The following is a 25273-nucleotide window of genomic DNA, read 5'->3' on the forward strand; positions in this document are numbered from 1 at the left end:
TATTTTTGCACGCATCTTGATTTAAACGTTTACACGTGTAATCATTAAATTAAATTTTGAAAGGGGCGCGGTATGACAATTACGATTAGCGAAGCCGAATCGGCAGTGATGAAAATATTTTGGGATAAAAATCCACTCAGTTGCAGCGATGTCGTCACTGCACTTGCTGATGAACAGGACTGGCAAGAACCCACCGTTAAAACCTTCCTCAATCGCCTGCTCAAAAAAGGCGCATTACGCTCAGAAAAAGATGGCCGCCGCTTCTTGTATTGGCCGGTTTTAACACGCGAACAATGGCTATCCAGCGAAAGCGACAGCATGTTAAAGCGGCTATTCGGCGGTCAGCTAGCACCGTTTGTCGCCCACTTTGGCGCGCACAAAAAACTCAGCAAAAAAGAAGTGGCAGAACTAAAAGCCTTGATCGATAGGATGAGCGATGAGCAATGAACTAATTCCGACATTAATACAAACAACCATTGCGCTTACTGTCGCATTACTACTCGCGCTTTTACTGCGCACTGTATTACGCCGTCAGTTTGGTGCACCACATGGCTATGCAGTTTGGTTGCTCGTACCGTTATTGCCGCTTACATGCTTATTACCGTTATTAATACCTAGAGCAAATCTACCGCTGCCAGCGTTACATCTTCCGGCATTTACAACTAACGCGATTGCACTGGCTCCCACCAGCACTATAGATACCGCCCTGTTAATAACCGCGCTCTGGATCATCGGAATTTTATTCAGCCTGGGATTGCTGTACTGGAGACAGATGCAATTCATGCGCAGCCTTGGCCGCATCGAAAAAATTGGCGATATCTATACGGCGCAAGCGCACGATATCTGCCCTGCATTAGTTGGTATATTGCGACCAAAAATTGTGGTGCCTGGTGACTTTGCCAGCCGTTACACAGCGATCGAACAAGTACTGATTTTGGCGCACGAACGGCAGCATCGCCAGCGGGGTGACAACTGGGCGAATGCAATGTGCGCATTACTGCAAAGCGTGTTCTGGTTTCACCCGCTTATACATTTTTGCGCAGCACGATTTCGATTTGATCAGGAATTGGCTTGCGATGCACTAGTCATTCGTCATCATAGAAATGCACGTAAAACTTATGCAAATGCAATGTTAAAAACTAAGTCTTTGCAGTTTGATGTACCCGTAGCCTGTACCTGGCAATCACGCCACTTTTTAAAGGAAAGAATCATGCAAATTAATGTCAACACTCCGCATTCTATGAAACGTCATATTGGTAGCGCGCTCCTCATTACACTGATTACATTGGGGACTTGCGTAACTTGGGCAGCGCAATCTACGCCAACTAAAGAGCGCGATAAAAAGGGTTACGATGTAACCACGACAGTGACAACAGAAGATGGGAAAGCGACGAATTCAACTATTCATGTATTGACAGGTGAATCTTTTGCACTAGTAGGTGGGGCTGCTGATAAATGGTCTGGAACCGTGAAGCTAACAGCACCTAATGAAAAATCCGTCAAATTTGAAGTGACCTTGGCTCAGGCAGATAAAATTATCGGTCACCCGATCTTGATTAGTCATAATGACGAGATAGCCAAAATCGAGTATGGCAACGGCTCTTCAAAATTCACCATGGATATAAAAGCAAAACCAACTGCAACTACTAGCCCTAAATAATTTAGTACTAGGAACAACATTGCGCACGATACGCAATGTTGTTCCGCGGTTTACCTGCTAACTGCATTCCTTTTTCAACTTACTTACCGAACAAGTCGTCATCAGCACGCCATTTTTATCCCACGCTTTAACTACCCAGTCAGTCGCTGTAACTGAAGCACGTTCCATAGTCATAAAGCCGCTTTGGCTAGTGCTATTAAAATGCGCCACTTTTGCATTAACAAACGGGGTCGCTTGCGGCGATAATTTAGCTGGCAAATCTACATCCGGTGACGAGCCGCCGTTACCACTAACCAATTGCATCGGGTGATCAGTATCAAAAGTAATTGCTTCAAATAAATGCACATGCCCAGCTAACAGAAGTTGTACGTTAGGTGCAAATAAACGCTGCGGATGCTGATCTTGCAGCACGCTTTGCAGAGCTAAATTGCCGGGTTTTACTTCAACTCCGCTGGTGTTTTTCTTTTCCGGTGCAAAGCCTAAAATCGGATGATGCTCCAAAAATATAGAAAATTCGGCTTGTTCTGCCAAGTGATCAACGGCTTTAAATTGTGCAGAATAAATCGAATAAGCCGAATCAGTTTTAGCTAATGGTTTAGCTGATGTTTTAGAAGAATCAAACACAATCAACTGCGCACCGGCACCTAGCGGAACAGCGTATGGCGCGCTGTAGTCGCCTTGCATATCATCATTTTCTACGTTGCAATCACGACCTTGCTGCAAAGCGCGTGGATCCATAAAACGCCACCAACCCTGCCCCGCTCGTGCACAAGACTCATGATTTCCACGCGCCATTACCCAAGGAGCTGCTGCTAATAAGGGTGCTGCTGGAGTAAAAAAATCCGCTTGCCAGGTATCCCAACCAAAACCCCACGGACTGCCTGCGCAAGTGGCATTACCGGCTGGGCAAGGATTTTCGCGATACTGATAATCGCCCACATGGATCACTAAATCCGGCGCAAAACCGGCAGCTGTTTTTGCTACCGTACTAAACGCCCATTTATCGACATCGTTACAAGATTGAAAAGCGTTATCCGCTAATTTCATCCGGCAACCACTGTCACCAACTACTAAAATTTTTAACGGGACAGGTTTAGGCACTGGCAGCGGCTTACCTGCCACACTTGCTGATATAACGCCTGACTTCAACTGCGCTTCACAAGTCAGTACGGGGAATTCGGACGGCTTGGAATCAGCCGTACTACTAAGCGTAGTACGCTGCGCTACGGTGCCTGATGCTGCACGTACTTGCATAGGCAACTCCGTATCGTCTTGCTGCATTACCGGGCAAACAGCAGCGCGTGTAATTACTCGGGCAACTGCCTGCCCTTGCTCGCCAATCACAACCCATGCAGCCTGAATTTGAGCGGCATCTGCCTGTACTTGGGCTGCATTCGTTGATTTAGTTAGCGAAACGGTACTGCATGCGCTTAAGAAAAGAAGTATAGGGAATGTACTAATAGCCATTGCTATAGTTGAACTGATGGCGCTTTCTAACATCGTTTTCAAAAAAATCTCCAGTGGTAACTCGTGAGCCCAAATGCTAAACGGTACTGCACGCGTTTAAGAAAAGGAGGATGGGAAATGTACTAATGGCCATTGCTATAGCTGAACTGATAGCGTTTTCTAACATCGATTTCAAAAAAATCTCCAGTGATAACTCGTGAGCCCGAATGCTAAAGCATCTTTATTACGGCATTATGAATATCAACAGTTGTTGGGCTACAGCTTAGCCCGTTACAATAGCTAACTTCACACGCCTCATCAAAAAATCATGTCAAATTCCATACGTCTTGCTAAACGCTTAGCAGAACAAATTCCCTGCTCACGTCAGGCAGCTGAACAATATATTGCCGGTGGTTGGGTGACAGTCGATGGATTAGTGATAGAAGAACCGGGCTTTCGCGTACTAGAACAGCAACTGGTTGAATTAATGCCCAAAGCCAGTTTAGCTACGCTGGCTGATGTGACCATTTTGTGGCACAAGCCGGCTGGCGTTGTCACAGAAACACTGGTACAGCAGCTTTCTTTAGAAACCATGGCAGCGGGCGACCGTTCCGGCCATCGTTTTTTAAAACGCCACACCACTAATTTGACACTTACCAATGCGTTAGAAACAGAAGCGAGTGGTTTGGTGGTGTTTTCTCAAGACTGGAATGTCAATCGTAAATTAGTGGATGATGCATCTAAACTTGAACAGGAGTTTTTAGTTGAAGTGTCCGGTGACATAGCCAATGGCGGTTTAGCGTTACTTAACCACGGCTTAAGTTTTAATGGCCGCGCCTTGGCTCCGATCAAAGTCAGCTGGCAAAACGAAACCCGCCTGCGCTTTGCCGTCAAGGGTGTGCAAATGCATCAAATTACACATATGTGTCAGCAAGTTGGGCTTACTGTAGTTAGCTTAAAACGATTGCGGATTGGGAGGATTCCATTGTCTAGTTTACCTGTTGGGCAATGGCGTTATTTGCTGGGGTATGAGCGGTTTTAAGGAGTAGTTTTTTTACTTAGCTGGTTAATGTACGCTGGTGGTGACGTTGCTTTTGACGTTGCTTTTGACGTTGCTTTTGACGTTGCTTTTGACGTTGCTTTTGACCTACCCCCACTTCTAGTTCGGCCGGTTATTTTACGGATAAATGGATCAGAAAGGTTCGCTGTTTGAGCGCAGCGAGTTTCGAACTTTTCCCATTTATTCGTAAAATAATCGGGGTTTCCGAAATAGCGTGGTCGCCTTTTTTGGCCTACCTTTTTTGGCGACGCAAAAAAGGCAGGTAGCTGCCGGTCTACCACCGGCCTACTGAACTAAAATCAACTTCCAAAGCAATTCAAAAACTAACCTTATATCAACCGATTTTGACTTATTTCCAAAGTTCAAGATGATGTTGCGCAGGCTTAAATTAATCAGCCAAGATGACAAATTTAAGGCTTGGGGCCGGTGGTAGACCCTGTATCCCTATAGGGAGGGAGTCTCCGCCTGCATGCGGAGACCGTTCCGCAGGTGAGTGGCATGCCACTCAAAACCCCTGCTACACCGGCAACTACTCACTTTTTTTCTCGCCAAAAAAAGTAAGCAAAAAAAGGCGACCACGCTATTTCGGAAACCCCGATTTTTCTAAGGAAAAAAGGGAAAAGTTCGAAACTCGCTGCGCTCAGACAACGAACCTTTCTGATCCTTTTTCCCTTAGAAAAACCGGCCGAACTAGAAGTGGAGGTAGGTCAAAGTCAACAACAACGTCAAAACCAACTTCAACAGCAACACAACCAAATTTCAATCAGCATCGCCAATTTCCCCTTACTCTCCACAACAACATTTCCATCCAGTTATATCTATTTAACTAGTCAGACCATCCACTGATATTTTTTTATAATTACTAAAGCACTACTTTTAATGCTATTCCCAACACTCCTCAGGATTTATTAGATTTCTCTTTTTTTATCACCTAAGATACTTTTTCGCTATTTATCATTTGCGAAAAACAAAACTCGATAAAAATCCATTCCGGGGAGCTTTAAATGAAATTAAGAACTAAGCCTTTAGCCGCATTAGTATCTGGTTTATTTGTAGGCGCACTATGGTCATCTAGCGGCGCTTTTGCCGCAACAGTATCTGCAACCGCTCAGGATTTAGGAGCAACTGCACCAACTCAAACACAAACCGTATCGATCGTTCTTCAATTGCGCAATGTCGATCACCTAACCGACTTCATCGCAGCAACAGTCAACCCCAACAGTAATCGATACCATCAATTTTTATCAGTTGACGATTTTGCGCGCCACTATGCGCCTACTGACGCCGACATTGGCCGGGTAACCGCAGCGCTAAATCAATTAGGTATTCAGGTCAACGAAGTATATAAAAACCACATGATTATTCGCGCCACAGGAACCACCGCGCAACTGAATCAATTCTTCAATACCGAGGTACATAACTACAAAGAAAATACTACCCTTTACAGCAAACCGAATCGTAAAGTCAGCATCCCTGACAGCGTTGCCGATGTGGTGTTAACGGTGACTGGATTAGACACAAAACCAAAAGCACACCCCATGTCGCGTAATCTGGCTAAGGCGACCGGCGGTGCCTTAAGCATTAATGCGAACTCGGTTAAATTATTAAATGGCGTCACCACAGCTAATGCGCCAGGCTTATTTACCGTCGCTGACGTAGCGAGCTTATACAACATCAACCCTTTGTATGAGCATCACATTCTTGGGCAAGGCCGCGCTGTCGGCATCGCGACCTTAGCAACCTTTACCCCTAGCGATGCTTACACTTATTGGCAAAGTGTCGGACTCAAGGTGTCGCCGAATAAAATCGTCCAAGTTCATGTGGACGGTGGTGCCGGCACGAATGGTTCAGGTGAAACTACGCTCGATGTTGAACAGTCGGGTGGTTTAGCACCGGCCTCCAAAGTGTTTGTTTATGATGCGCCAAATACCGATGCGGGCTTTATCGATGTATTTTTTAAAGCCGCGTCAGACAATATTGTGGATACTCTTTCGACCAGTTGGGGCGAACCTGAAATAGCTCAAGATAGCGACGTGTTAGCTGGTCAGCATCAAGCATTTTTAGAATTGGCCGCGCAAGGTATTACGATGTTTGCAGCAGCCGGTGATGAAGGCGCTTATGACATCAATGATAATCAAGGGCCTTATGCTTACCCAGGTTGCAGCCAATTGCTTAGCGTTGATTCGCCAGCGAGTGATCCATTTGTAGTAGCCGCCGGTGGCTTGACGTTGGCTGGTGTACAAACCTTTCCAAATGCCAGCATCACCGTACCAAAAGACCGTCCTTGGGCATGGGATTACCTGCAAAATTACATAGAAACTTACTATGGATCTGCCGTCTACTATGCGGACGTGTTCCCAGTCGGCGGTGGCGGTGGCGTGAGTGTGAATTATCCATTACCAAGGTATCAAAAATACATTAGCGGCACGCAGGTCAGCGCTGCAAATCAATCATTAATCTGCCAATCGCCCACTGGTCCGCAAGACTTGGTTGATTTACCGGCAGGTTATGTTGGACGCAATGTACCCGATCTTTCTTTGAATGCCGATCCTGATACCGGCTACGCTTTATATGTGGGTGGCGCATGGCAATATGGCTGGGGTGGAACTAGCTTTGTGGCACCGCAATTAAATGGCATTACTGCGTTACTCTCTCAGTTCAGCGGCACGCGGCTTGGTCATTTGAATCCGCAACTGTATGCGTTGCTACAGCAATACGGTTATTCGCACAACTCGCCATTCAGAGCGATTACTTCCGGTGATAACGAATATTGGCAAGCAACCCATAGCTACAATCCAGCTTCGGGAATAGGCGCACTGGATGTAACTAACCTGGCTAGAACATTGTCGGGATGGGGTTATTAAGCGTTAAGCGATTAATTTCAGTTACGTGATTCTCGTTTCGGCGGGAATCACGTTTATTGCGAGCCTATTTTTCAAGAACTCCTAATAATTCCCACCATTGCTGTGCACCATGTAAAACGCGGACAATTGAGACTCCATCATGACGTGGCAGATAGAAAATGAGAATGTTATCGAAATTTTTCACCGACCATTTACGCATGCCAATGAGTTCAAGGTTGTTCAAACTCAACGGCGTACCCAGCATCGGTTGTTGAGACAAATTGGCAAAACTAGTTTCTGCATTCACAAGAAATCGTTCCGCAATCGTCAAACTAGCATTTTCTGCTAAATACGCGTAACGCTCGATCAAATCCTGCCGTGCTGCTTCCCGGGTATAAACCGTCGGCATTAACTTTGTTTCTTCTTATTAATTCTCGCCAATGCTTCTTTACGGATAATGTTCCAATCCTCCCGGGTCAACTCGGTCTCTTCACTGCTTAGTCCTTCAAGGAGCAAGACTTCGAGACGATCTTCAGCTTTGCGTTTCTCATCATCTCGGATCAGTTCACGCATATATTCACTGACACTGCTATACCGTCCTTCAGCGATCTGGTCGTCCACAAATTTTTTTAGTGGATCTGGCAACGAAATGTTCATGCTTTGCATAAGGCTCTCCCTCCATCACAATGACAATAAATGCCATTATATGCCAAGCCATAAGCAAACAGCACTACACTAATCCGTACTCTTCAGCAACGCCGAATCAATCACATGGGTATCTTTTAACGTCTGCAAAACAATGTTGGAGCGAATATCCAATACACCGGAAGTTTTATACAAGCGATCCATAATAAAAGTCGAATAATGCTTAAGATTGCGCGCCCGCACCCGTAATAAGTAATTAGCCTCGCCGGTAATGATGAAGGACCCAACTACTTCTGGCCAATGTTGAATTTCTTTACTAAAATTTTCATGCCACTGTTCTATGTCGCGGCGCATGGTGACTTGCACAAAGGCATCCACTTCCAAGCCCACAGAATCTGCATCCAGCACCGCGCAATAACTCGAAATAACGCCGGCCTCCTCTAAGGCACGCACCCGGCGCAGGCAGGAAGAAGCCGAGAGAAATATTTTGTCGGCCAGATCAGAATTATTAATGCGACCATCTTCTTGCAGATAGCGCAAAATAGCCAAGTCAGTTTTATCGAGTTCCATTTGACCAATTCCTCCAGATTAATACTACATTGTGATGGTATGTTCTATAGTTATGGCAAATAACTAGCCAGTTTGCAAGAAAAATTTATACTTTTTAGAATAAAATGTCTTGATCACTTTATCGCTAAAAGGACTGCACATGAGCAAAAAAATGTGGGACATCAGCCCAACCCTGCATCCGGGATTACCAGTCTGGCCGGGCGACACGCCCTATCAATCGGAAACAACCTGGGAAATTGCCAACGGCTGCCCGGTTAAAGTTAGCAAAATCAGCATGTCCAGCCATACCGGCGCACATTGCGACGCGCCTTCCCATTACGGCGTCAATGCCAAAGCTATCGACGAAGTTGCGCTGGATGCCTATATTGGCGCATGTCGGGTCATCGATTTACAAGGCACACGCGTAGTTCAGCCCGAACAACTCACAGCGCATTTAAACCAAATTCCTGCACGCGTTTTGCTGCGCACCTACACCACAACACCGCAACAATGGGATGATCAATTCCCCTGCATTTCCGCCGCCGCAATTCATTTATTAGCCGAGCACGGCGTACAACTGATCGGCATAGACAGCCCCTCACTTGACCCGCAAGATTCTAAAACCTTAGATGCGCACCACGCCGTAGAAAAACATGGCATGGCGATTTTGGAAGGCATTGTTCTGGATGAAATTAGCGCAGGCGATTATGAGCTGATTGCCCTGCCCTTAAAATTTGCTGGTTTGGATGCCAGCCCGGTGCGGGCGATTTTGCGCTCGCTTATTGCTTAAACTTATTGCATCAACTCACTAAAGGACGCTCTGATGATCACAAAATCCCATTGCCAAACTCTCGATCAAAACGACGCATTAGCACCACTGCGCAATGAATTTGATTTACCAAAAAACGTGACTTACCTGGACGGCAACTCGCTAGGCGCCCAGCCCAAAGCCGCATTAACCCGCGCCCAGCAAGTGATAACCCAAGAATGGGGACAAGACTTAATCCGCAGCTGGAATTCTGCCGGCTGGTTTGATATGCCGTCCCGCCTCGGCGACATGCTGGCACCGTTAATTGGAGCCAATCCGGCCGAAGTCGTCGTCACAGATTCCACTTCCGTCAATCTGTTCAAAGCTCTGGCTGCCGCATTACATTTGCAAGCAGAACTGCATCCGCATAAAAAAATCATCGTTTCTGAGCGCAGTAATTTTCCAACCGATTTATACATGGTGCAAGGCCTCACGCAATGGCTAGATCGTGGTTATCGCCTGGAACTGGTCGACAGCCCTGAACAGTTAAACAGCGCGATTAATGAACATGTCGCCGTAGCACTTCTCACCCACGTCAACTACCGCACCGGTGAAATGCTGGATATGACCAGCCTCACTACACACATTCACGCACAAGGCGCGCTGGCGATCTGGGATTTATGCCACTCTGCTGGCGCTGTACCGGTTGAATTAAATGCTGCCAACGCCGATTTTGCGATTGGCTGCACCTATAAATACCTGAATGGCGGCCCAGGATCACCGGCCTTTATCTGGGTGGCAGAACGTCATCTGGCAAAATTTACGCATCCGCTATCCGGCTGGTGGGGGCATACAGCGCCATTTGCCATGCAGCCAGAATTTACTCCCACAGCCAGCATCCGGCGCGCCCTGTGCGGCACCCAGCCGATGATTTCGCTAGCGCTGGTAGAAACCGGTTTGGCGGTATTTAAAAAAACTTCCATGACCGCACTACGCGAAAAGTCGCTAGCACTCACCGATTTATTTATCCAGCTAGTAGAGCAGCGCTGCGCCAACCATCCGCTCGGACTGGTAACGCCACGTTCGCATAGCAAGCGCGGCAGCCACGTCAGCTTTACTCATCCACATGCTTACCCGATTATTCAGGCATTGATTGAGCGCGGCATCATTGGCGACTATCGCGAACCCGCGGTATTACGCTTTGGGTTTACTCCGCTGTATACCGGCTTTGTCGATGTCTGGAATGCAGTAGAAGCCCTGCGCGACATTTTAGACACGCAAGCGTATCAAATTAATGCCACGCGCCATGCCGTAACCTGATCATAAAATAAACCAGGGGAAATTGAAGGAAGTAAGCGCCTAGCAGTTAAAAAAGTTAAAAAGTGCGCCAGCTTCCCTCATCAATTTGGAGACAGCATGAACAATTTCGACAAAATCACCCAGCGTGAACACGGCTTGCAAAAAAAACTCACCGCCGGACAAATGAGTATGATCGCCATCGGCGGAGCAATCGGCACCGGCTTATTTTTAGGTAGTAAATTCGCCATCGGCTTTGCCGGCCCAAGCGTAATTTTAAGTTACGCGATCGGTGCGTTCATTACATTGTTATTAATGGGCTGTTTAGCCGAGATGACTATCGCCCATCCCACCACCGGTTCGTTCGGTGCATACGCAGAACACTACATCAGCCCGCTGGCTGGTTTTTTAGTGCGCTACGCTTATTGGGCGGCCATCGTATTAGCCGTGGGCACTGAAATTACGGCGGTTGCCGAATACATGCAATTCTGGTTTAAAGATGTACCCGCCTGGATATGGATCGTCTCATTTTCCAGCGTATTAATTGCTGTTAATGCTTTTAGCGTTAAAGCATTTGGCACTACCGAATATTGGTTTTCCACTATCAAAATATTTGCCATCATCGGCTTCATCATCCTTGGTGCCTATGTAGTAATCAGCCCCGACTTACCCGAATACGGCCTACATAACTATTCGCTGGAAGGTGGTTTTCTGCCACATGGCTGGACTGGCATGTGGGTCGCCGTTGTTATTTCCATCTTTAGCTATTTGAGCGTAGAAATGATCGCCGTAGCGGCGGGTGAAGCTGAGAATCCGGAGCAAGCCGTCAAAAAAGCTTTTTACGCCACCATTTTGCGTTTAGGTATTTTTTACCTGACTACTCTGGCGTTAATCGTCGCCATCGTTCCATGGACAGAAATCGAACAAGGTCAAAGTCCTTTTGTGACAGTAATGCAAACCCTGAAGATTCCCTATGCCGCAGGAATACTCAACTTTGTCGTAGTGGTTGCCGCACTATCAGCGATGAACAGCCAGCTCTACATTACCACCCGCATGATGTTCAGCCTGGCTCGCGGCGGCGATGCTCCTGCAGGTTTGGGTAAATTAAATGCGCACGGCATTCCGTTCAACGCATTACTGCTATCTACCAGTGGCATTGCACTCGCCACCATCGTCTACACCCTGTTCCCTGACACGGCATTTACCTTAATGGTGGCACTGTCAATGTTCGGTGCTTTATTTACCTGGATGATGATTTTTGTCACCCACTATTTTTTCCGCATTCACCGTAATAACAATGGCGGGCCGGCCTTATCATTCCAACTCAAAGGCTTTCCCGTCACGACCCTGCTGGGCTTTATCCTGATGCTGGCAATTTTAATTACCACCGCCTTCACAGAAATATTTAGAATGACCTTAGTATTCGGCATTCCATTTTTAGCTCTTCTAATACTGTTATTTTATTTTCAAAAAAACCGCAAACCACCAATACCATCATGACCACGACCAAACCAACTGACTGGCACGACGCCAAACTGGATTTCAGTAAAGATATGAGCTACGGCGATTATTTAGGACTGGGGCAGATACTTTCTGCCCAACATCCACTTTCGCCTAACCATAACGAAATGCTGTTCATCATTCAGCATCAAACCAGCGAGTTATGGATCAAACTCATGCTGCATGAGCTGCACGCAGTACGTCAGCAAATGCGTACCGGCGATTTACCGCCGGCTTTTAAAATGCTGTCCCGCGTAGCTCGCATCATGGATCAGCTAGTCCACGCCTGGGACGTGCTGGCTACCATGACGCCGCCGGAATACACCGCAATCCGCCCTTATCTGGGTCAATCATCCGGCTTCCAATCTTACCAATACCGCGAGCTGGAATTCATTCTGGGCAATAAGAACGCGACCTTAATGCAAGTCCACCTCAGCGCGCCAGAAAACTACGCCAAACTGGACGCAGTGCTGACGACGCCATCCATTTATGACGAAGCGATTTTACTCATGGCCAGAAGCGGTTTAACAATCGAAGCCAACCGTCTGCAGCAAGATTGGACCCTACCGATGCAAAGCAATGCATCGGTACAAGCCGCGTGGACACAAGTTTATAAAGCGCCAGAACAGCACTGGGCTTTATATGAACTGGCCGAAAAATTGGTCGACTTAGAAACCTCATTCCGCACTTGGCGCTTCCGCCATGTCACGACAGTAGAACGGATTATCGGCTTCAAAACCGGCACCGGCGGCACAGCGGGCGTAAGTTATTTACGTAAAATGCTGGATGTAGTTTTGTTTCCGGAGCTGTTTGCGCTGCGTACTGAATTATGATTATTTATTGATTTTAGTAAGTTGGGCTAGAGCACTATTAGCCCAACACTCAACGCCTACATTGACCCCACCATTCAGCCCGATTCTTACTCGTACTTCTCCTTGAATAGCACATTTCTGTGACCTAGACTAATTCGGTGTCCACCCGATAGGTAAGGTAATCATGTTTAATTTTCATGGCCGGCACCTTAGCCAACATTCCACATTAATCACTGCTTTCATTTCTTTCATTTTTTGCTTAATTTTATCTGCTTGCAGTGGCAGCAGTTCCTCTTCTGGCTCTCCTGTTACCTCTGGTTCCTCTGGCAGTACGCCAACTCCAGTCACTTTTAATGCGGCAGCTGCTGCTGTTCATACAAATCTGTCCCAAGAAGCGCCGCACTTTAATAACAGCAGCGTTGTCACCGCACTCAATTTCAAAAACTACATCCGGCATTTTTTCCCCAAGAATTTAAGTCTATATAATGAAGCGATTGCCGCCGACTTGGGCTTATCGGTAATCTGGGACCCGGAAAATGGCAGCCCGCCTCTTAATAGCGATTTTTCAATGGTCAATCAGTACATGGGCGGCGGATTTACTCCAGTTGGGTCAACCAATAATTGCACCAATGGCACCATAACCATACCCTGCAATGAGTCGTTAAAGAATTACATGGGCCAAGCTCTGGATCCTAACTTTCAAAATGGCAATGGCGCATCAACCACCATTTTTGGCCGGCTAAATAATGCACTAACTACTATTTGTGCTCTCAGTAATTTATTAACCGCAGCAGAAACCGATACCGATGGTTTGCCCGTTGCCGGGCCACTCAATGTGGCGCTACCAAGTGACACCACCAATACCATCTATCAACCGATTTCTTCCGGGGGGTGCGGCATCCCTAGCAGTCAGGCAGGACAAACCTTAGCCGTTGTTGTGACGGCAGTCAGTTCCAGCAACTATACGAAAATGTTGACCACAACTCCCGCGAGTAACGCCGTCTGGCTTAAACTAAATGCCAGCGCAGGCACCTTAAATGTTATGACACTGGAAGATCAACGTCCACAAGGACGCTACGCAATTGATCGCGCGATTGCAGTAATTACCGGCATCAACACGCCCGGCTCAGGCACCACGGCATTTGAATATATCAACATGGGTTCCAACGTTGCCGCCTCAGATAGCTGCTATGCAAATGGAATATGGCAATGCGATTTTGAATTTCATCGCGTCTATATCGATGAAGCCAATAACGTTGCTTATCTCATTTCCAATAATGGCAGCCCTGGCGACGCAGGCGGTGGAAGCGGCCCGTCAGCCGGCTATACTCAATACACGGCGGTTGCACAACCCAGCGCATTAAAAGCCTGCTCTACCGGGGGTACCTGTGCTGGTGTGATGGCATTCAGCTTTTCAAGTAACGTGTTCATCAATTCCAGTGACGAATATGATGGCTGCATTAACCTGGTCGATCGCACCCTGGCATCTAGCGGTTCACTTAGCTGCGCTGGCAGCGTGACCGGCACTTCTGTATTGGCCAATGCATCGGCCATGGTTAACAGTACCCGCCAGGTATTTGTTGGCGATGTTGTCGCCACCTTGCTCAACAACACGAATGCCAACACCACGCTGGCTTTTAATAGTGCGGCTACTATTTATGTAACGCCCGACAGCAATTGACACGACTTCGATAGCGCAAACGACAAGGAGTTTTCTGAACAGCTGTTCAGAAAACTCCTTTGAAGTGATTCATCGTATATCACTCACACAGCTGAGTTGATTGAGCTTTATTCAACCCATCGCTCTATTTTTTATCCCGCAATTCCCGCAATAAAGCCTGCACATCTGGGTTTACCGGCACACCGTATTTAGTCAACAAGCGCAGGTGTAAAACGAAATTCTCAAGAACCAGTTTCGCTGCGACGGCTAACAAAGTCAGGTGCTTATCTTCTTCGCTAAAATTCTCCAACGCTGCCGCCATGTCGCATACATGGTTGGAAATCAAACTACGCAAATCTTGGTCATTAAACGGTAAATCGGCAAAATCGATAGGATCTTCGCGCTCGACTTCTTCCATTAATTCCTGCAGTTGTTGGGAGGTGATTGTCATGATGTGACTCACGATAAATGGCTGAAATATGACTGAACTATTCACACTATTTGAGACAATTGTGACTATTCAACCTAGCCCTGTCAACAATCTCATCCCATCTCAATAACCGCCGAAGTAACCACTGAATGCAAAGCCCAACCCAGACTTCGGTAAAGCGCCATGCCCTCATCCGTGGCGACCAACACACCTGTTTGTGCACCTTGTTCCGCGGCGTGCTGGCAAAGAACCTCCATAACAAAACTACCCAACCCGCGACGCTGATGCGATGGGCTAGTCACGACCTGATCAATAACAGCAAATGGTTGAATAACAGCTATGCGGCCAGTTGCCGCTATTTCACCCGCTTGATCTAACATCTTCACATCCAAGACGGCACCATCCGATGTTGTCACCAACAGATAGTCTGGCGGCGCAGGTCTTGCCATAACACGCAGTGCCCGGATCATCATGTGGCCAGTATCTTTTATCGACCAGGCTTGCGATAGTAACGGCGCAACCAATGCGGATGGAGCGCAAATTTTGAGCCACGTTCCCGGCTCTAAAAGTTGCTCTGTCAAGTCATGTAAAAAGTTTGGGTCTAGCTGTGGCAAAACATAACGGGTGCAATGGTCCGGCAAACCGACGTCTACCCGATAAGCATTTTCAATTTGCACAGGCGGAGCCGTTCCGCGTGAGAGTGTCCAACCAAGCACCCACGCTTTAACGATCTCTTTATGTACCTTCAGATTATGGTCAACGTTCAATTAGTTCTCGGCGAATTTTTTAAAATTAGTCAAAATAGCTTGCCAGCCTTGTTGTTGCATCTCATGTGAATGAATGGCTTCAGCTTCAAATGATTCTACTATTTTTGTTTGGTTGCCATCACTTGAAAAAACGATTTCTACTAAGCGCCCATCACCGATTTGATATTCGATTAACTCATGACGAATAACCGCTTTATAGCTTCCCAAAAAATCAAAGCCCATGCTGCCATCTTTCGCTTCCATTCTGTACAAAAATTTGCCATCAACCCGCAAATCATTTTCAGCGCGTGTCGTGTGCCAATCCTTGGTTGCATGATTCCATTGCACGATATGTTCCGGCGACGTCCAGAATTCCCATGCTTTTTGAATCGGACAATTTATCGTGGCTTGTACGGTGATTATTTTATGCTTGGATTCCATATTTTCTCCTTCAATTGTTCATTAAATGGGATCAAAATGTGCGAACTAGACAGCTGTATTCTGCCAGTCCGTCAACCCTTCATTGGTATTCAATGTAATAAACGATGGCAGGCTGCGCAGCCGCTTAACATACAGCTCGATATGCTCCCATGTCATGGCTGGTCGTGGCATATTTCTAGTCCAGCGCATCAGCATCACGGCCAAAAAGTCTGCTGTACTCAATTTACCGCCAACTATATAGGTGCGCCCATCTGCCAATTTTTTATCCAACCGCTCGCATGCGGCTTCGATACGGCTACGTGCCAGATTTCTGATTGTGTCAGCACCAATCGGATCGCCGTCAGTATCGGCATAAAACCAGTCCCGCATGGCTGGTAAAACCGTGTTGGCAAGATACACCATCAATTCCATCCATTCACAACGTTCTGCCGTGCCAGGCGCGGGAGAAAGAGCTGCCGCCGGATGACGTTCGGCCAACAGCATCAGAAGAGCGGTCGATTCACTATAAGGCACGCCATCAATAACAAGAGTAGGTACTCGCCCAGCAGGATTTAATCGTAGATATTCCGGACTGCGCTGCTGACCTGATTCAAAGTCGACCAAGCGCGTCTCGAACGCAACGCCAAGCTCAATCAACATCCAATGCACTGCCATACTTGCCGTACCGGGTGAGTAATAAAGTGTGTAGCTCATCAATTGCTCCTTAAATTAAAAAAATCCCAGACAAGTATATTGTCGAGTCCTTAAGTTATCAACATTGCCGCATGCGATGTACCTAACGATAACAACGCTGCGTTAAACCGCTCCAAGCTCAATTCCGCCGTCTCCGTTGCAACGCAGCGCGTGTATCCTGCGCCATTGCTGGTATACGAATGCAATTCATCCAACACTGCATCAGCCGGATCGAGGAACAGCACATCGGGCGCTGCCGACATAAAAAACTGCTTTAGCCAAGGTAAATGCGTCGACGACATCGTCATCACATCCACCTCCGGTGCTGCACGACGAACCTCCAGGATAAATCGCGTGACAATTTCCTGTGTCGCCCCTGGATCATTCAAGAAAGTGAAATTTTCAACCAGATCTACCAGTGACGATGCGTTAATCAGCAGCACCTTACTTTCCGGGGTACTGTTTTTGTTTGCATAGATCTTCATCGCGTCACTGCTCACCAGTGAACGCACCCCAAGAATCGCAACCTGCTTGCTCTTAGAGCGCTCAATAGCCTCACGTACTGGGGGAAATATTCCAATTACCGGAACCGATACAGCAGCTCTCAATGCGTCCAAAACAACCACGCTTGGTGCATTTGATGCCAAGACAACCGCAGCACAACCCTCGTTGCAGAGATAGTCCGTCGCGCTACGTACAGATTCCAGCAATTCTTCCGGCGTTTTGGCGCCATAAGGGAAGCTTGCTCGATCGGCAAAGTAAATAATATCCTGCATGGGAAAACGGGCTCGAACGCGCTCAACAATAGCGTAGCTACCGATGCCGGCATCAAAAATTCCGATAGGGCGATGTAGTTTCATGAATTTGATAAGTTGATAAATAAGTTAATACGGCTCGCGCCAATTCGAAGCGCGAATAAATTAATCTACGATAAATTGACGCAGCCGGGCATTTCGCCACACGAGCTGTATTTTTGCACCATTACTCATTCAAAGCCAGTGGCATGTACTTAAATAAAGTGGGGAATAGAACTCGGTAAGCTAATTAAACACGACAACTATATTGATCTTTTGAAGCAACAGTATCACAATCACCCTTCCAACTTTCCCACAAGATTGAACTATGAAACCCAGCTCATTGGTGCACAAATTCACCTTAAAACCGCTCGCCCTCACCTGTTTAGCGCTTTGCTTTGCTGGAGCAACATTACCAGCGTATTCATCTGAATACGCAACAGACAGTGCCGCAAGCAAACCATCCACTACATTCACCATTGACGGCATGAATACCGGCGTTAAACCCGGTGACGACTTTAACGCTTACGCCAACGGCGGTTGGGAAAAGACGGCGGTGATTCCTGCCGACCAAAGTAGCTGGGGTATTTTTGGTGAAATTAATGAGCGCACCAATAAACAACTCAGCGCATTAATTCAAGCCGCAACTCAAGCGGCGCCGGGTTCCGAAGAACGTAAAGTAGGTGATTTTTATACGGCCTTCATGGATACCGCCACCATTGAAAAAACTGGCATTGCACCACTTAAAGCGCGTTTGGACAGCATTAGCGCGTTAAAAAATAAAGCCGATTTATCTACCTATTTGGGTGCTAATTTAAAAGCCGATGTCGACCCGATTAACGCCACCAGTGTCTGGACCGAAAACTTGTTCGGCATGTGGATTTCACAGGGGTTTCATGACAACACAACATACACTGCGTATTTGTTGCAAGGCGGTTTAGGTTTGCCGGATCGTGAATACTATCTGACTAAAAATCCAAAAATGGTGGAGCTACGCGCTAAATATCGCGCGTATGTCGCCGCCATGCTTAAATTAGCGGGCATAGCCAACCCGGAACAAGCCGCTATCCGCGTCGTTAATCTGGAACAAAAAATCGCGATAACGCATGCGCCGCGTGAAGATACCTCGAACGTATTAAAAGCCGACAACACATGGGCTAAAGCCGACTTCAGCCGCAAAGCAGCTGGCATGGATTGGGCCAATTATTTTGCAGCAGCAGGTTTAACAGAACAAGCATCCTTCATCATCTGGCATCCAAGCGCGGTAAAAGGCGAAGCCGCTTTAGTCGCCTCAGTGTCACTCGCTGATTGGCAAGATTACTTACGCTTCCACGCCATTAATTCCCACGCATCGGTATTACCGAAAGCCTTTAGCGATCAAAAATTTGCCTTCTACGGCACGACCATGTCAGGCACGCCAGAACAGCAAGAACGTTCGATCCGCGCTATTGAAATGGCCAATGGTTCATTAGGCGATGCCTTGGGCAAGCTGTATGTTGCCAAGCATTTTTCACCGGAAGCCAAAGCCAAGGTACGCGCCCTGGTCAGCAATCTATTGGATGCATTTAGCCAGCGGATTACCACCTTAGACTGGATGGCGCCAAGCACAAAAGCGGAAGCGCAAGCCAAACTTAAGTCGATGTATGTCGGCGTTGGCTACCCAGACACATGGCGTGATTTTTCCGGTTTAGAGATTCGTGCCGATGATGCTTTTGGCAACCTAGAACGCGCGCAAGCCTACACTTACCAGCAAGCGCTGGCTAAATTAGGCAAGCCGGTCGATGTTGCGCAATGGTGCATGGTCGCGCAAGAAATTAATGCGGTAAATATGCCGATGCAAAACGCCATCAACTTCCCTGCCGCAATTTTGCAAGCGCCGTATTTTGATATCAACGCGTCAGATGCCGCGAATTACGGCTCGATAGGTGCGACCATCGGACATGAAATCAGCCACAGCTTTGATGACTCCGGCGCGCAATTTGATTCTAAAGGCGAGCTACGCAACTGGTGGCAAAAAAGCGATTTTAGCCACTTTAAAAAATCCGCAAAAGCCTTGGCCGCACAATATTCAGCGTACCGCCCCTTCCCTGATTTAGCGATTAACGGTCAACAAACATTGAGCGAGAACATTGCTGATTTAGCAGGTTTGAATGTCGCTTACGATGCATTCCACAAAGCCAGCGGCAAGCAAGATGCGGCAACCGATAAACGTTTAGACCAAGAGTTTTTCCTGTCTTACGCTGAAAGCTGGCGCGGTGTAGAACGTGAGCAGGCGTTGCGCCGTCAAATCACCACTAATGAGCACGCGCCAGATTCGTTCCGCGTATTCACTGTGCGTAATTTAGATGCCTGGTATGGCGCTTTTGATGTTCAAGCCGGAGAGAAGTTGTATCTGGCACCGAAAGACCGGGTAAGGGTTTGGTAATATTTTTTATTAAATAGTCACAAAATAGAGTGAGTAGAGAAACTATTCACTCTACTCACGTAGTCTAAAGATAATTCCTCCTGCTACAAGAGCTGGCCTGATACTATCTAAACAGACACATCCACTTTAGTTTTTACAGGTACAGAGGCACTCTCACTGCTAATCCCCGCGCTTTGATCAGGCGCGGCATTGTGTGCAGCTTGGTTATGTCCACCCTCATTGGAACCGCCATGCAAATTTGAAGTAACAGGCGCGACTTTGGGTATCTGATCAATGTCCTGGATAGATTCAGGAGCAGGATTTAATGGCTTGTCGCTTGGGATAGCTGAAATGGCTTCGCCTACCCGATATGCCGCAACAGCGACGGCTATCAAGGGGTCGATCACCACTGCCTCCAAGGTTGCTTGCGTATTGCTTACGCTAGTACTTGCGTTGGCATTCACGCTGTTGATGACCGCAGAGTTAGCATTAGCTACGCTCACATCCGAGTTACTCACCAAAGCATTTGCGGCAGGTGAGTTTGCCGGATTTGTGACAACAACCAGTGGCGGCGTGACTTCAATTGATGCTAATTCAGCGTTACTTGCGGTTGTCGCTATGTTTAGATTATCCTCAACCGTGTTCGTGGCTACAGTAGCAGCGGTTACAGCAGCGGAGGTTTTGGCAGCAGCAGTTTGCGATGCGATCAGATTAGCATCCAGCGCTTCGATTAATTGCTCGCTAGCAAGCAACAATTGCGCTGAATCGTAGACGTTCGGTCCCTCGGCGTTGATGAGCGAATTAAGTTCCGCCGCAACAGCGCTCGTATCAATTTGACTCGCTGACACACCATCGTATAAAACTGGATTGATTTCGTTACCTGGCAGGTTCAGGCCTTGTTGCGATAAAAGCAGATTTTCTTCAATGGCACCAAGTGCTTGAAAAGCATTTGAGAGTAAGGCAGATGTTTGAGCTGGATTGGCATTATAGGCCGACGCCAGAGTGGTCCAGTCAATTTGGAATTGGCTAGGACTCATGAAATCAGTCCCCGCTTGAAAATTAATACCTACTTCCGCCAGGCTATCGATAAACGACTGAATACTACTTGAGCCTGACTGTGTGTTTTCCGTTTGTATTCCCGTTAACAATGCATTGTTAAAAACCGAATCAAACGGATTCGCGACGCTACTAGCGATACTAGTTTGGAAATTATTAAATGCATCAACAAACAGAGTTGTTATCTCAGAGAGTTGTTTAAAATCAAGGCTAGTGCCGGTGCTTGTAGTAGCTCCAGCCGACACTTGTTGTGTTTGATTTGCTTGCTGTGTTTGAAATTTAACGGTCGCAGCCAACAATTGGGAAAGCGGCGAAAAGATAACGATACTCGCAACGTTGTCAGGTTGGGGCGATGCTATCAGCGGAGCAACAGGCGCGGCGTTTGCATCTAAATCAGCGAGTGCATCGAGCTTGATAGTGGGAATCACAGTTGAATCGATAGGCGAGATATCCATACTGGTACTTTTTCACTTTCTTCTGCCATCCTTATATTTAAATCCATGCAAACAAATTTATAAGGTAAAACTAACTAAAATGACCTACCGTCTCCCACAAACGGATTTCCAATATAAAGCTTGATCCTGCAATGCAAGGCCGTCTGTGCGCCAGGACACATTTCATTAATCAATGTAAAATTTCGACGCTGTTTGATTGAAATTCGGGTTTAAGTCACTTAAGAGAACAACTTAAATTTTTGGCTAAGCCGATTACTACGCTAACAATCCAACACTTCTGCAGCCGGTTGTATTTCCAAACAGCGGATATTCGTAGAGCTAGTTCACTTACCCTCGTTATCAAAAGTGCGATTTGTTATTATTTAAAAGCGGCGTTAAGCACTGCCGCCAATCTTATACCTGCTTTTGCTAATTGCATTTCGATCACTTCCCGCGCGTCATTCACATATGCCTGATTAAGCTGGTATGTCACGGACTCAGCGCTACCATGCCTTGGATTTGGCAGTTCACCGTAGCTCACTTTTTTGGCGAGCGCATACGATTCATTTGCCCACGTTGAAGGGTTAGACTCCGACTTCGACCATTGCTTTATTTTTGTCGTGGTTATCGCTGCGATCAATTTGTCGGCGATGTTCTTTGGTGTATCAGCAATCAGGCGAACAAAGGCAGTGTCCCAATAGCTATGGAGATTGCCCGGCTTCATGCCGCTAAAACTTACCTGTTTCGAATTTCCGCCCGCGTCATGATCATCACTTGCATGAAGCGGCTGGTGAATGTCACCAACTAAGTGCATCACCATCTTTAATGCACGGATTCTCTCGGTCTGCAATGTAGTGGGACTCATTAATTCTGCAGTGAATTGCCTGATTTTATTGACGATGCAATCATTCGCTGGTCCATTGAACGCCAATGTTGCAGGCAGAAGATTGGCGTAATTAGGGCAGGCTGCCTCTAGCCTGCCACCGTTGATCTCAATATTAACAAAGTGCCAGTTGCGGGTTTGTTGATATGCAGGTCCATATTGTCCGGATGATGCGCGATAGTAATCAGCCCAAGTAGCCTGGGTTGCAAAGCTGTCGCTGGTATTTTGGCCGTTACGCATAGCCAGCGACTCGTTGTCTTTTTTCAGTAGGTCGAGAATTTTTGTGCGTACGTCTGGAGATAAATATGTCCACGCGATAAGAGCTACCGCCTGATGTCCATCATCACCCCAGGCATAGGCTGACTGAGGAGCAACACATGCAAGTAAATATAATAATGTGGCCAGCAATCCGCCGACTTTCTTTCTGCTCATAAGAATATCCAACTAAAGAGTTGCGCAAAGCGATCTACAAAATACAAAGCATGTTCATAAAGTGCTGAGTTGGGGTTGTCGGAAGCCGTAATTCAATATCGCGATTGATTATGCTTTAGGTTGGGCTAGCGCTTCATCAGCCCAACCTGCACGCTGCTATTTTTTTGTGCGCACAATCAAATTTTCGTTGGCATCTTCTTTGTACGCATATACCACTTTACCATTATGGATTTCACCCATGAGTATCATGTTTAAAGAGATAGCTTCGTGATCTAACGGTGAAAATGGTTTGAAGTAGCGAGAAATTACTGTTGAAGTCGTTCTATTATCAAGATTTTCTAATGCGGCTTGAATTTTTGTCCCATCAGTTGAATTAGCTTTATATATAGCGAGCGTCAAAAGGCGTAATGCATCGTAGGTTTGTGCTGCTGCCATTGCCGATGGAATGCGCGAAACTTTATTAATCCTCTTATATGCCGTAGCAAATTCATTAGTGCGGAAATTCAGTTCGTTTTCGATAAAGGTAACAGTCGTTCGTACCCCTTCGGCACTGCTACCAAGGTTATCGGAAAAAGTTTGATGCGATATTGTCCATGGCCCTACAATCGGTACGTTCATGTGCAATTTTTGTGCTGTTTTCACTATCACTGCAGCATCAACATGAAGACAATACATCACAATCGCCTGTGCTCCACTGTCTTTGGCACGCTGTAATTGTACGGTTAAATCCTGATCGCCGGTTTTGAAACTTTCAACATCAACAGCTTTAATTTTTCGTCTGGCTAATTCCTCTAAGACGCTTCGCTTACCCAGTATTCCATAGGGGCTTTCGTCATGAATTAAGGCAATGTTATTAATTTTGCGGCGATCAATTAGATCGTTCAACATCACAATAGGTTGAAGAGCATCGCTAGGAGCGACTCGGAAAACATAACTAGTTGGATATGCCGGAGGCATAAACGATTGAGTGATGGCGGCGGCAGTGGCTCCGGAAATGATTAGGGGAATTTTGGCATCTTGCATAATCTTGGACGACGGTAAGGCAACGCCAGAATTACCAAATCCAACCACAGCAACAACTTTCTCTACGTCGACTAACTCTTTTGATACAGCCACGCCTCGGTCTGGTTTGGCCTGATCATCACGTATGACTAATTCGACTTTGCGGCCGAGTATTCCGCCTATCTGATTAATATCTTCTAAAAATACTTTTGCTCCGCCAACGATACTCGTTCCCATATCTTCGGATGATTTTCCTGTTACTGGGGCGACAATACCAATTTTGATTGTTGGCAATTCTTCCGCTTGAGCTACACCAAACAACATCGTGACCAAGATCCAAACTATTCTCAACTTATACTTACGCATGTAATTCCTTAATTATTTGCGGCATAATTTATGCCAATTTAGTAATCGTTTTTTTAGCCTCATGTACCGTTAAGCTTCAAAATCGATGTTCAGCCTTAACTGAAATGGGTGTTTTAAACAAACGGAGCTAAAGTTCCACAGAATTGGGAAATTAGCCTTTTTTTACACCAATCAGTATTTTCCCCACTCGAACCTTAATTACCGATGCCGAGTGAAGATTAATCAAATCTGTCGATTGAATATTAATTTAAGACAAGTAATTGTTTTTAAAACAGCAATCCACCACACATTAAATATTGCCCAACAAAAAGATTTGGCAAGGTACTCTGTAAATAACATTTTGTCTATGTCCTAAATTGGCATTAGGCCTGTTATCAAACAAAATACAACAGTTATATTTGGGGGAATTTGGAATTGATGCGAAGTCCATGGTCCGGGTGTTCGCGTTCGTAGGCGGCTATATAGATATGGATATTCAGGTAAAGAGTTGCGCAAAGCGAACTGTCAAATACAAAGCATATTCAAAACCAGTCAAATCGACGGATAGTAAAAATCAGATCGCGCATTACATCAATTGGCTAACTAACATAATTTGCCGTTTTTTGCCGTCCAGAAATCGAATTTTAAATCTACGTCAAGACATCAAAGGCCGCGTCTAGCTTCCTCGATTACAGAAATATCTATCTTTTTCATTGTCATCATAGCTTCAAATACGCGCTTGGATACTGCTGGATCGTTGTCCGACAAAGCAGCAAGAAGGATGCGTGGAGTGATTTGCCAAGAAATTCCCCATCTATCCTTGCACCAACCACATTGACTTTCCTGTCCGCCATTTTGCACAATCGCGTCCCACAAGCGATCGGTTTCGGCTTGATCGTCGGTCGTTATCTGAAATGAGAACGCCTCATTATGCTTAATCCCCGGTCCACCATTGATGCCGACGCACGGAATGCCAAGTACAGTGAATTCGACCGTTAGGATATCTCCTTGCTTACCACCTGGATAATCACCCGGAGAGCGGAGGACAGCTCCCAGGCTGCTGGCAGGAAATGTCGCAGCATAAAAGCCAGCAGCATCCATGGCATTTCCATCAAACCACAGGCATATCGTGTTCTTCGTATCCATCGTCGTTCTCCTATGTGAATAAACACACTACAGATCAATCAAAAATCTTACGCCGTATTTTGGCGAACGCTGGATTTTGTTTCGAAGGGGATGTCCAAGTTCCAGCTCGTGGAAGCCAGCATGATCTTCCTGACATAACGCGGTATCTATGGACTCCACCCGTTTTGCAAGAAGAATTTGATTTCAACCAGTAGGTAAGCTTGCGTGTATCTATACGGCCTGATAGATGAGCGGTTTTTTGCTCTGGCCCTGATGTAATACGCGCGTCA

23 protein-coding genes are annotated in these 25273 nt (G+C 46.5%); 10 read left to right on the forward strand and 13 right to left on the reverse strand.

The features are described from left to right. The first annotated feature begins 72 nt into the window (after positions 1–72). Together S2091_RS21980 and S2091_RS21985 are read left to right on the forward strand one after the other, a co-directional pair. Complete coding sequence (locus S2091_RS21980; protein WP_207769784.1) at positions 73–447, forward strand: BlaI/MecI/CopY family transcriptional regulator; 375 nt, start codon at positions 73–75, stop codon at positions 445–447. Further along, positions 437–1660 (forward strand): M56 family metallopeptidase, encoded by a 1224-nt coding sequence (locus S2091_RS21985; protein WP_105534123.1) that lies wholly within the window; start codon positions 437–439, stop codon positions 1658–1660. Before S2091_RS21980 ends, S2091_RS21985 begins: the two co-directional genes overlap by 11 nt. Positions 1661–1717: 57 nt before the next feature. Here S2091_RS21985 and S2091_RS21990 read toward each other — a convergent pair whose 3' ends face one another. Continuing rightward, entirely contained in the window at positions 1718–3160 is a 1443-nt protein-coding gene (locus S2091_RS21990; protein ID WP_105534124.1) for a metallophosphoesterase, read from the reverse strand. A gap of 274 nt (positions 3161–3434) precedes the next feature. Between S2091_RS21990 and S2091_RS21995 the strand changes: the two genes are divergently transcribed. Both S2091_RS21995 and S2091_RS22000 read left to right on the forward strand, forming a co-directional pair. Further along, on the forward strand, positions 3435–4148 hold the full coding sequence (locus S2091_RS21995; protein WP_105534125.1) for an rRNA pseudouridine synthase: 714 nt from the start codon (positions 3435–3437) through the stop codon (positions 4146–4148). Between the two features lie 1022 nt (positions 4149–5170). Beyond that, a complete protein-coding gene (locus tag S2091_RS22000; protein ID WP_105534126.1) occupies positions 5171–7030 on the forward strand; it encodes a S53 family peptidase in 1860 nt (619 codons plus the stop codon). Positions 7031–7094: 64 nt separating this feature from the next. Here S2091_RS22000 and S2091_RS22005 read toward each other — a convergent pair whose 3' ends face one another. The 3 genes from S2091_RS22005 to S2091_RS22015 all read right to left on the reverse strand — a co-directional run bounded on the left by S2091_RS22005 (position 7095) and on the right by S2091_RS22015 (position 8224). Continuing rightward, positions 7095–7418 (reverse strand): type II toxin-antitoxin system RelE/ParE family toxin, encoded by a 324-nt coding sequence (locus tag S2091_RS22005; protein ID WP_105534127.1) that lies wholly within the window; start codon positions 7416–7418, stop codon positions 7095–7097. After that, complete coding sequence (locus tag S2091_RS22010; protein WP_105534128.1) at positions 7418–7675, reverse strand: type II toxin-antitoxin system ParD family antitoxin; 258 nt, start codon at positions 7673–7675, stop codon at positions 7418–7420. The genes S2091_RS22005 and S2091_RS22010 overlap by 1 nt, the downstream gene beginning before the upstream one ends. Positions 7676–7744: 69 nt before the next feature. Continuing rightward, a complete protein-coding gene (locus S2091_RS22015) occupies positions 7745–8224 on the reverse strand; it encodes an Lrp/AsnC family transcriptional regulator (protein WP_105534129.1) in 480 nt (159 codons plus the stop codon). Between the two features lie 139 nt (positions 8225–8363). On the opposite strand from S2091_RS22015, the gene kynB reads away from it, so the two are divergent. The 5 genes from kynB to S2091_RS22040 all read left to right on the forward strand — a co-directional run bounded on the left by kynB (position 8364) and on the right by S2091_RS22040 (position 14240). Then, on the forward strand, positions 8364–8993 hold the full coding sequence (kynB, locus tag S2091_RS22020) for an arylformamidase (RefSeq protein WP_105534130.1): 630 nt from the start codon (positions 8364–8366) through the stop codon (positions 8991–8993). 33 nt (positions 8994–9026) lie between these two features. Continuing rightward, positions 9027–10271 (forward strand): kynureninase, encoded by a 1245-nt coding sequence (kynU, locus tag S2091_RS22025; protein ID WP_105534131.1) that lies wholly within the window; start codon positions 9027–9029, stop codon positions 10269–10271. A gap of 96 nt (positions 10272–10367) precedes the next feature. Then, positions 10368–11747 (forward strand): amino acid permease, encoded by a 1380-nt coding sequence (locus tag S2091_RS22030; RefSeq protein ID WP_105534132.1) that lies wholly within the window; start codon positions 10368–10370, stop codon positions 11745–11747. Beyond that, the gene (gene kynA / locus S2091_RS22035) at positions 11744–12580 is read left to right on the forward strand and encodes a tryptophan 2,3-dioxygenase (protein WP_105534133.1); all 837 of its coding nucleotides are present in this window, start codon (positions 11744–11746) and stop codon (positions 12578–12580) included. Before S2091_RS22030 ends, kynA begins: the two co-directional genes overlap by 4 nt. Before the next feature lie 163 nt (positions 12581–12743). Then, on the forward strand, positions 12744–14240 hold the full coding sequence (locus tag S2091_RS22040) for a hypothetical protein (protein ID WP_105534134.1): 1497 nt from the start codon (positions 12744–12746) through the stop codon (positions 14238–14240). A 124-nt stretch (positions 14241–14364) separates the two neighbouring features. Here the strand turns inward: S2091_RS22040 and S2091_RS22045 are convergent, their stop codons facing one another. The 5 genes from S2091_RS22045 to S2091_RS22065 form a co-directional block, all read right to left on the reverse strand. Continuing rightward, positions 14365–14670, reverse strand: a complete 306-nt coding sequence (locus S2091_RS22045) for a hypothetical protein (RefSeq protein WP_105534135.1) — start codon at positions 14668–14670, stop codon at positions 14365–14367. A gap of 92 nt (positions 14671–14762) precedes the next feature. Further along, a complete protein-coding gene (locus S2091_RS22050) occupies positions 14763–15416 on the reverse strand; it encodes a GNAT family N-acetyltransferase (protein WP_105534136.1) in 654 nt (217 codons plus the stop codon). After that, positions 15417–15836 carry an SRPBCC family protein gene (locus tag S2091_RS22055; RefSeq protein ID WP_105534137.1) on the reverse strand — a complete coding sequence of 140 codons (420 nt, stop codon included), beginning with the start codon at positions 15834–15836 and terminating at the stop codon, positions 15417–15419. A gap of 45 nt (positions 15837–15881) precedes the next feature. After that, entirely contained in the window at positions 15882–16529 is a 648-nt protein-coding gene (locus S2091_RS22060; protein WP_105534138.1) for a glutathione S-transferase family protein, read from the reverse strand. 50 nt (positions 16530–16579) lie between these two features. Next, positions 16580–17368 carry a glutamate racemase gene (locus tag S2091_RS22065; protein WP_105534139.1) on the reverse strand — a complete coding sequence of 263 codons (789 nt, stop codon included), beginning with the start codon at positions 17366–17368 and terminating at the stop codon, positions 16580–16582. A 262-nt stretch (positions 17369–17630) separates the two neighbouring features. Here S2091_RS22065 and S2091_RS22070 point away from each other — a divergent pair, with 262 nt between their 5' ends. Beyond that, on the forward strand, positions 17631–19727 hold the full coding sequence (locus S2091_RS22070; protein ID WP_105534140.1) for a M13 family metallopeptidase: 2097 nt from the start codon (positions 17631–17633) through the stop codon (positions 19725–19727). 107 nt (positions 19728–19834) lie between these two features. On the opposite strand, the gene S2091_RS22075 is transcribed toward S2091_RS22070, so the two are convergent. From S2091_RS22075 to S2091_RS22095, 4 genes are all read right to left on the reverse strand, one after another. Further along, positions 19835–21217, reverse strand: a complete 1383-nt coding sequence (locus S2091_RS22075) for a hypothetical protein (protein ID WP_105534141.1) — start codon at positions 21215–21217, stop codon at positions 19835–19837. 358 nt (positions 21218–21575) lie between these two features. Then, the gene (locus S2091_RS22080; protein ID WP_105534142.1) at positions 21576–22511 is read right to left on the reverse strand and encodes a S1/P1 nuclease; all 936 of its coding nucleotides are present in this window, start codon (positions 22509–22511) and stop codon (positions 21576–21578) included. A 156-nt stretch (positions 22512–22667) separates the two neighbouring features. After that, positions 22668–23879: an ABC transporter substrate-binding protein gene (locus tag S2091_RS22085; protein WP_105534143.1), complete on the reverse strand. Its 1212-nt coding sequence runs from the start codon at positions 23877–23879 to the stop codon at positions 22668–22670. A 642-nt stretch (positions 23880–24521) separates the two neighbouring features. Continuing rightward, a complete protein-coding gene (locus S2091_RS22095) occupies positions 24522–25004 on the reverse strand; it encodes a VOC family protein (RefSeq protein ID WP_105534145.1) in 483 nt (160 codons plus the stop codon). Positions 25005–25273: the final 269 nt, after the last annotated feature.

Source organism: Solimicrobium silvestre, from assembly GCF_002976435.1.
Classification (GTDB): Bacteria; Pseudomonadota; Gammaproteobacteria; order Burkholderiales; family Burkholderiaceae_D; genus Solimicrobium; species Solimicrobium silvestre.

What these genes read in the sequence shown, in the direction of transcription:
- S2091_RS22045 (WP_105534135.1), bottom strand. Translation starts at nt 14,670, where the DNA reads ATGACAATCACCTCCCAACAACTGCAGGAATTAATGGAAGAAGTCGAG.
- S2091_RS22070 (WP_105534140.1), top strand. Translation starts at nt 17,631, where the DNA reads ATGAAACCCAGCTCATTGGTGCACAAATTCACCTTAAAACCGCTCGCC.
- S2091_RS21995 (WP_105534125.1), top strand. Translation starts at nt 3,435, where the DNA reads ATGTCAAATTCCATACGTCTTGCTAAACGCTTAGCAGAACAAATTCCC.
- S2091_RS22060 (WP_105534138.1), bottom strand. Translation starts at nt 16,529, where the DNA reads ATGAGCTACACACTTTATTACTCACCCGGTACGGCAAGTATGGCAGTG.
- S2091_RS22075 (WP_105534141.1), bottom strand. Translation starts at nt 21,217, where the DNA reads ATGGATATCTCGCCTATCGATTCAACTGTGATTCCCACTATCAAGCTC.
- S2091_RS22010 (WP_105534128.1), bottom strand. Translation starts at nt 7,675, where the DNA reads ATGCAAAGCATGAACATTTCGTTGCCAGATCCACTAAAAAAATTTGTG.
- S2091_RS22055 (WP_105534137.1), bottom strand. Translation starts at nt 15,836, where the DNA reads ATGGAATCCAAGCATAAAATAATCACCGTACAAGCCACGATAAATTGT.
- S2091_RS22005 (WP_105534127.1), bottom strand. Translation starts at nt 7,418, where the DNA reads ATGCCGACGGTTTATACCCGGGAAGCAGCACGGCAGGATTTGATCGAG.
- S2091_RS22015 (WP_105534129.1), bottom strand. Translation starts at nt 8,224, where the DNA reads ATGGAACTCGATAAAACTGACTTGGCTATTTTGCGCTATCTGCAAGAA.
- S2091_RS22040 (WP_105534134.1), top strand. Translation starts at nt 12,744, where the DNA reads ATGTTTAATTTTCATGGCCGGCACCTTAGCCAACATTCCACATTAATC.
- S2091_RS21985 (WP_105534123.1), top strand. Translation starts at nt 437, where the DNA reads ATGAGCAATGAACTAATTCCGACATTAATACAAACAACCATTGCGCTT.
- S2091_RS22065 (WP_105534139.1), bottom strand. Translation starts at nt 17,368, where the DNA reads ATGAAACTACATCGCCCTATCGGAATTTTTGATGCCGGCATCGGTAGC.
- kynB (WP_105534130.1), top strand. Translation starts at nt 8,364, where the DNA reads ATGAGCAAAAAAATGTGGGACATCAGCCCAACCCTGCATCCGGGATTA.
- kynU (WP_105534131.1), top strand. Translation starts at nt 9,027, where the DNA reads ATGATCACAAAATCCCATTGCCAAACTCTCGATCAAAACGACGCATTA.
- S2091_RS22030 (WP_105534132.1), top strand. Translation starts at nt 10,368, where the DNA reads ATGAACAATTTCGACAAAATCACCCAGCGTGAACACGGCTTGCAAAAA.
- S2091_RS21980 (WP_207769784.1), top strand. Translation starts at nt 73, where the DNA reads ATGACAATTACGATTAGCGAAGCCGAATCGGCAGTGATGAAAATATTT.
- S2091_RS22085 (WP_105534143.1), bottom strand. Translation starts at nt 23,879, where the DNA reads ATGCGTAAGTATAAGTTGAGAATAGTTTGGATCTTGGTCACGATGTTG.
- S2091_RS22095 (WP_105534145.1), bottom strand. Translation starts at nt 25,004, where the DNA reads ATGGATACGAAGAACACGATATGCCTGTGGTTTGATGGAAATGCCATG.
- kynA (WP_105534133.1), top strand. Translation starts at nt 11,744, where the DNA reads ATGACCACGACCAAACCAACTGACTGGCACGACGCCAAACTGGATTTC.
- S2091_RS22080 (WP_105534142.1), bottom strand. Translation starts at nt 22,511, where the DNA reads ATGAGCAGAAAGAAAGTCGGCGGATTGCTGGCCACATTATTATATTTA.
- S2091_RS21990 (WP_105534124.1), bottom strand. Translation starts at nt 3,160, where the DNA reads ATGTTAGAAAGCGCCATCAGTTCAACTATAGCAATGGCTATTAGTACA.
- S2091_RS22000 (WP_105534126.1), top strand. Translation starts at nt 5,171, where the DNA reads ATGAAATTAAGAACTAAGCCTTTAGCCGCATTAGTATCTGGTTTATTT.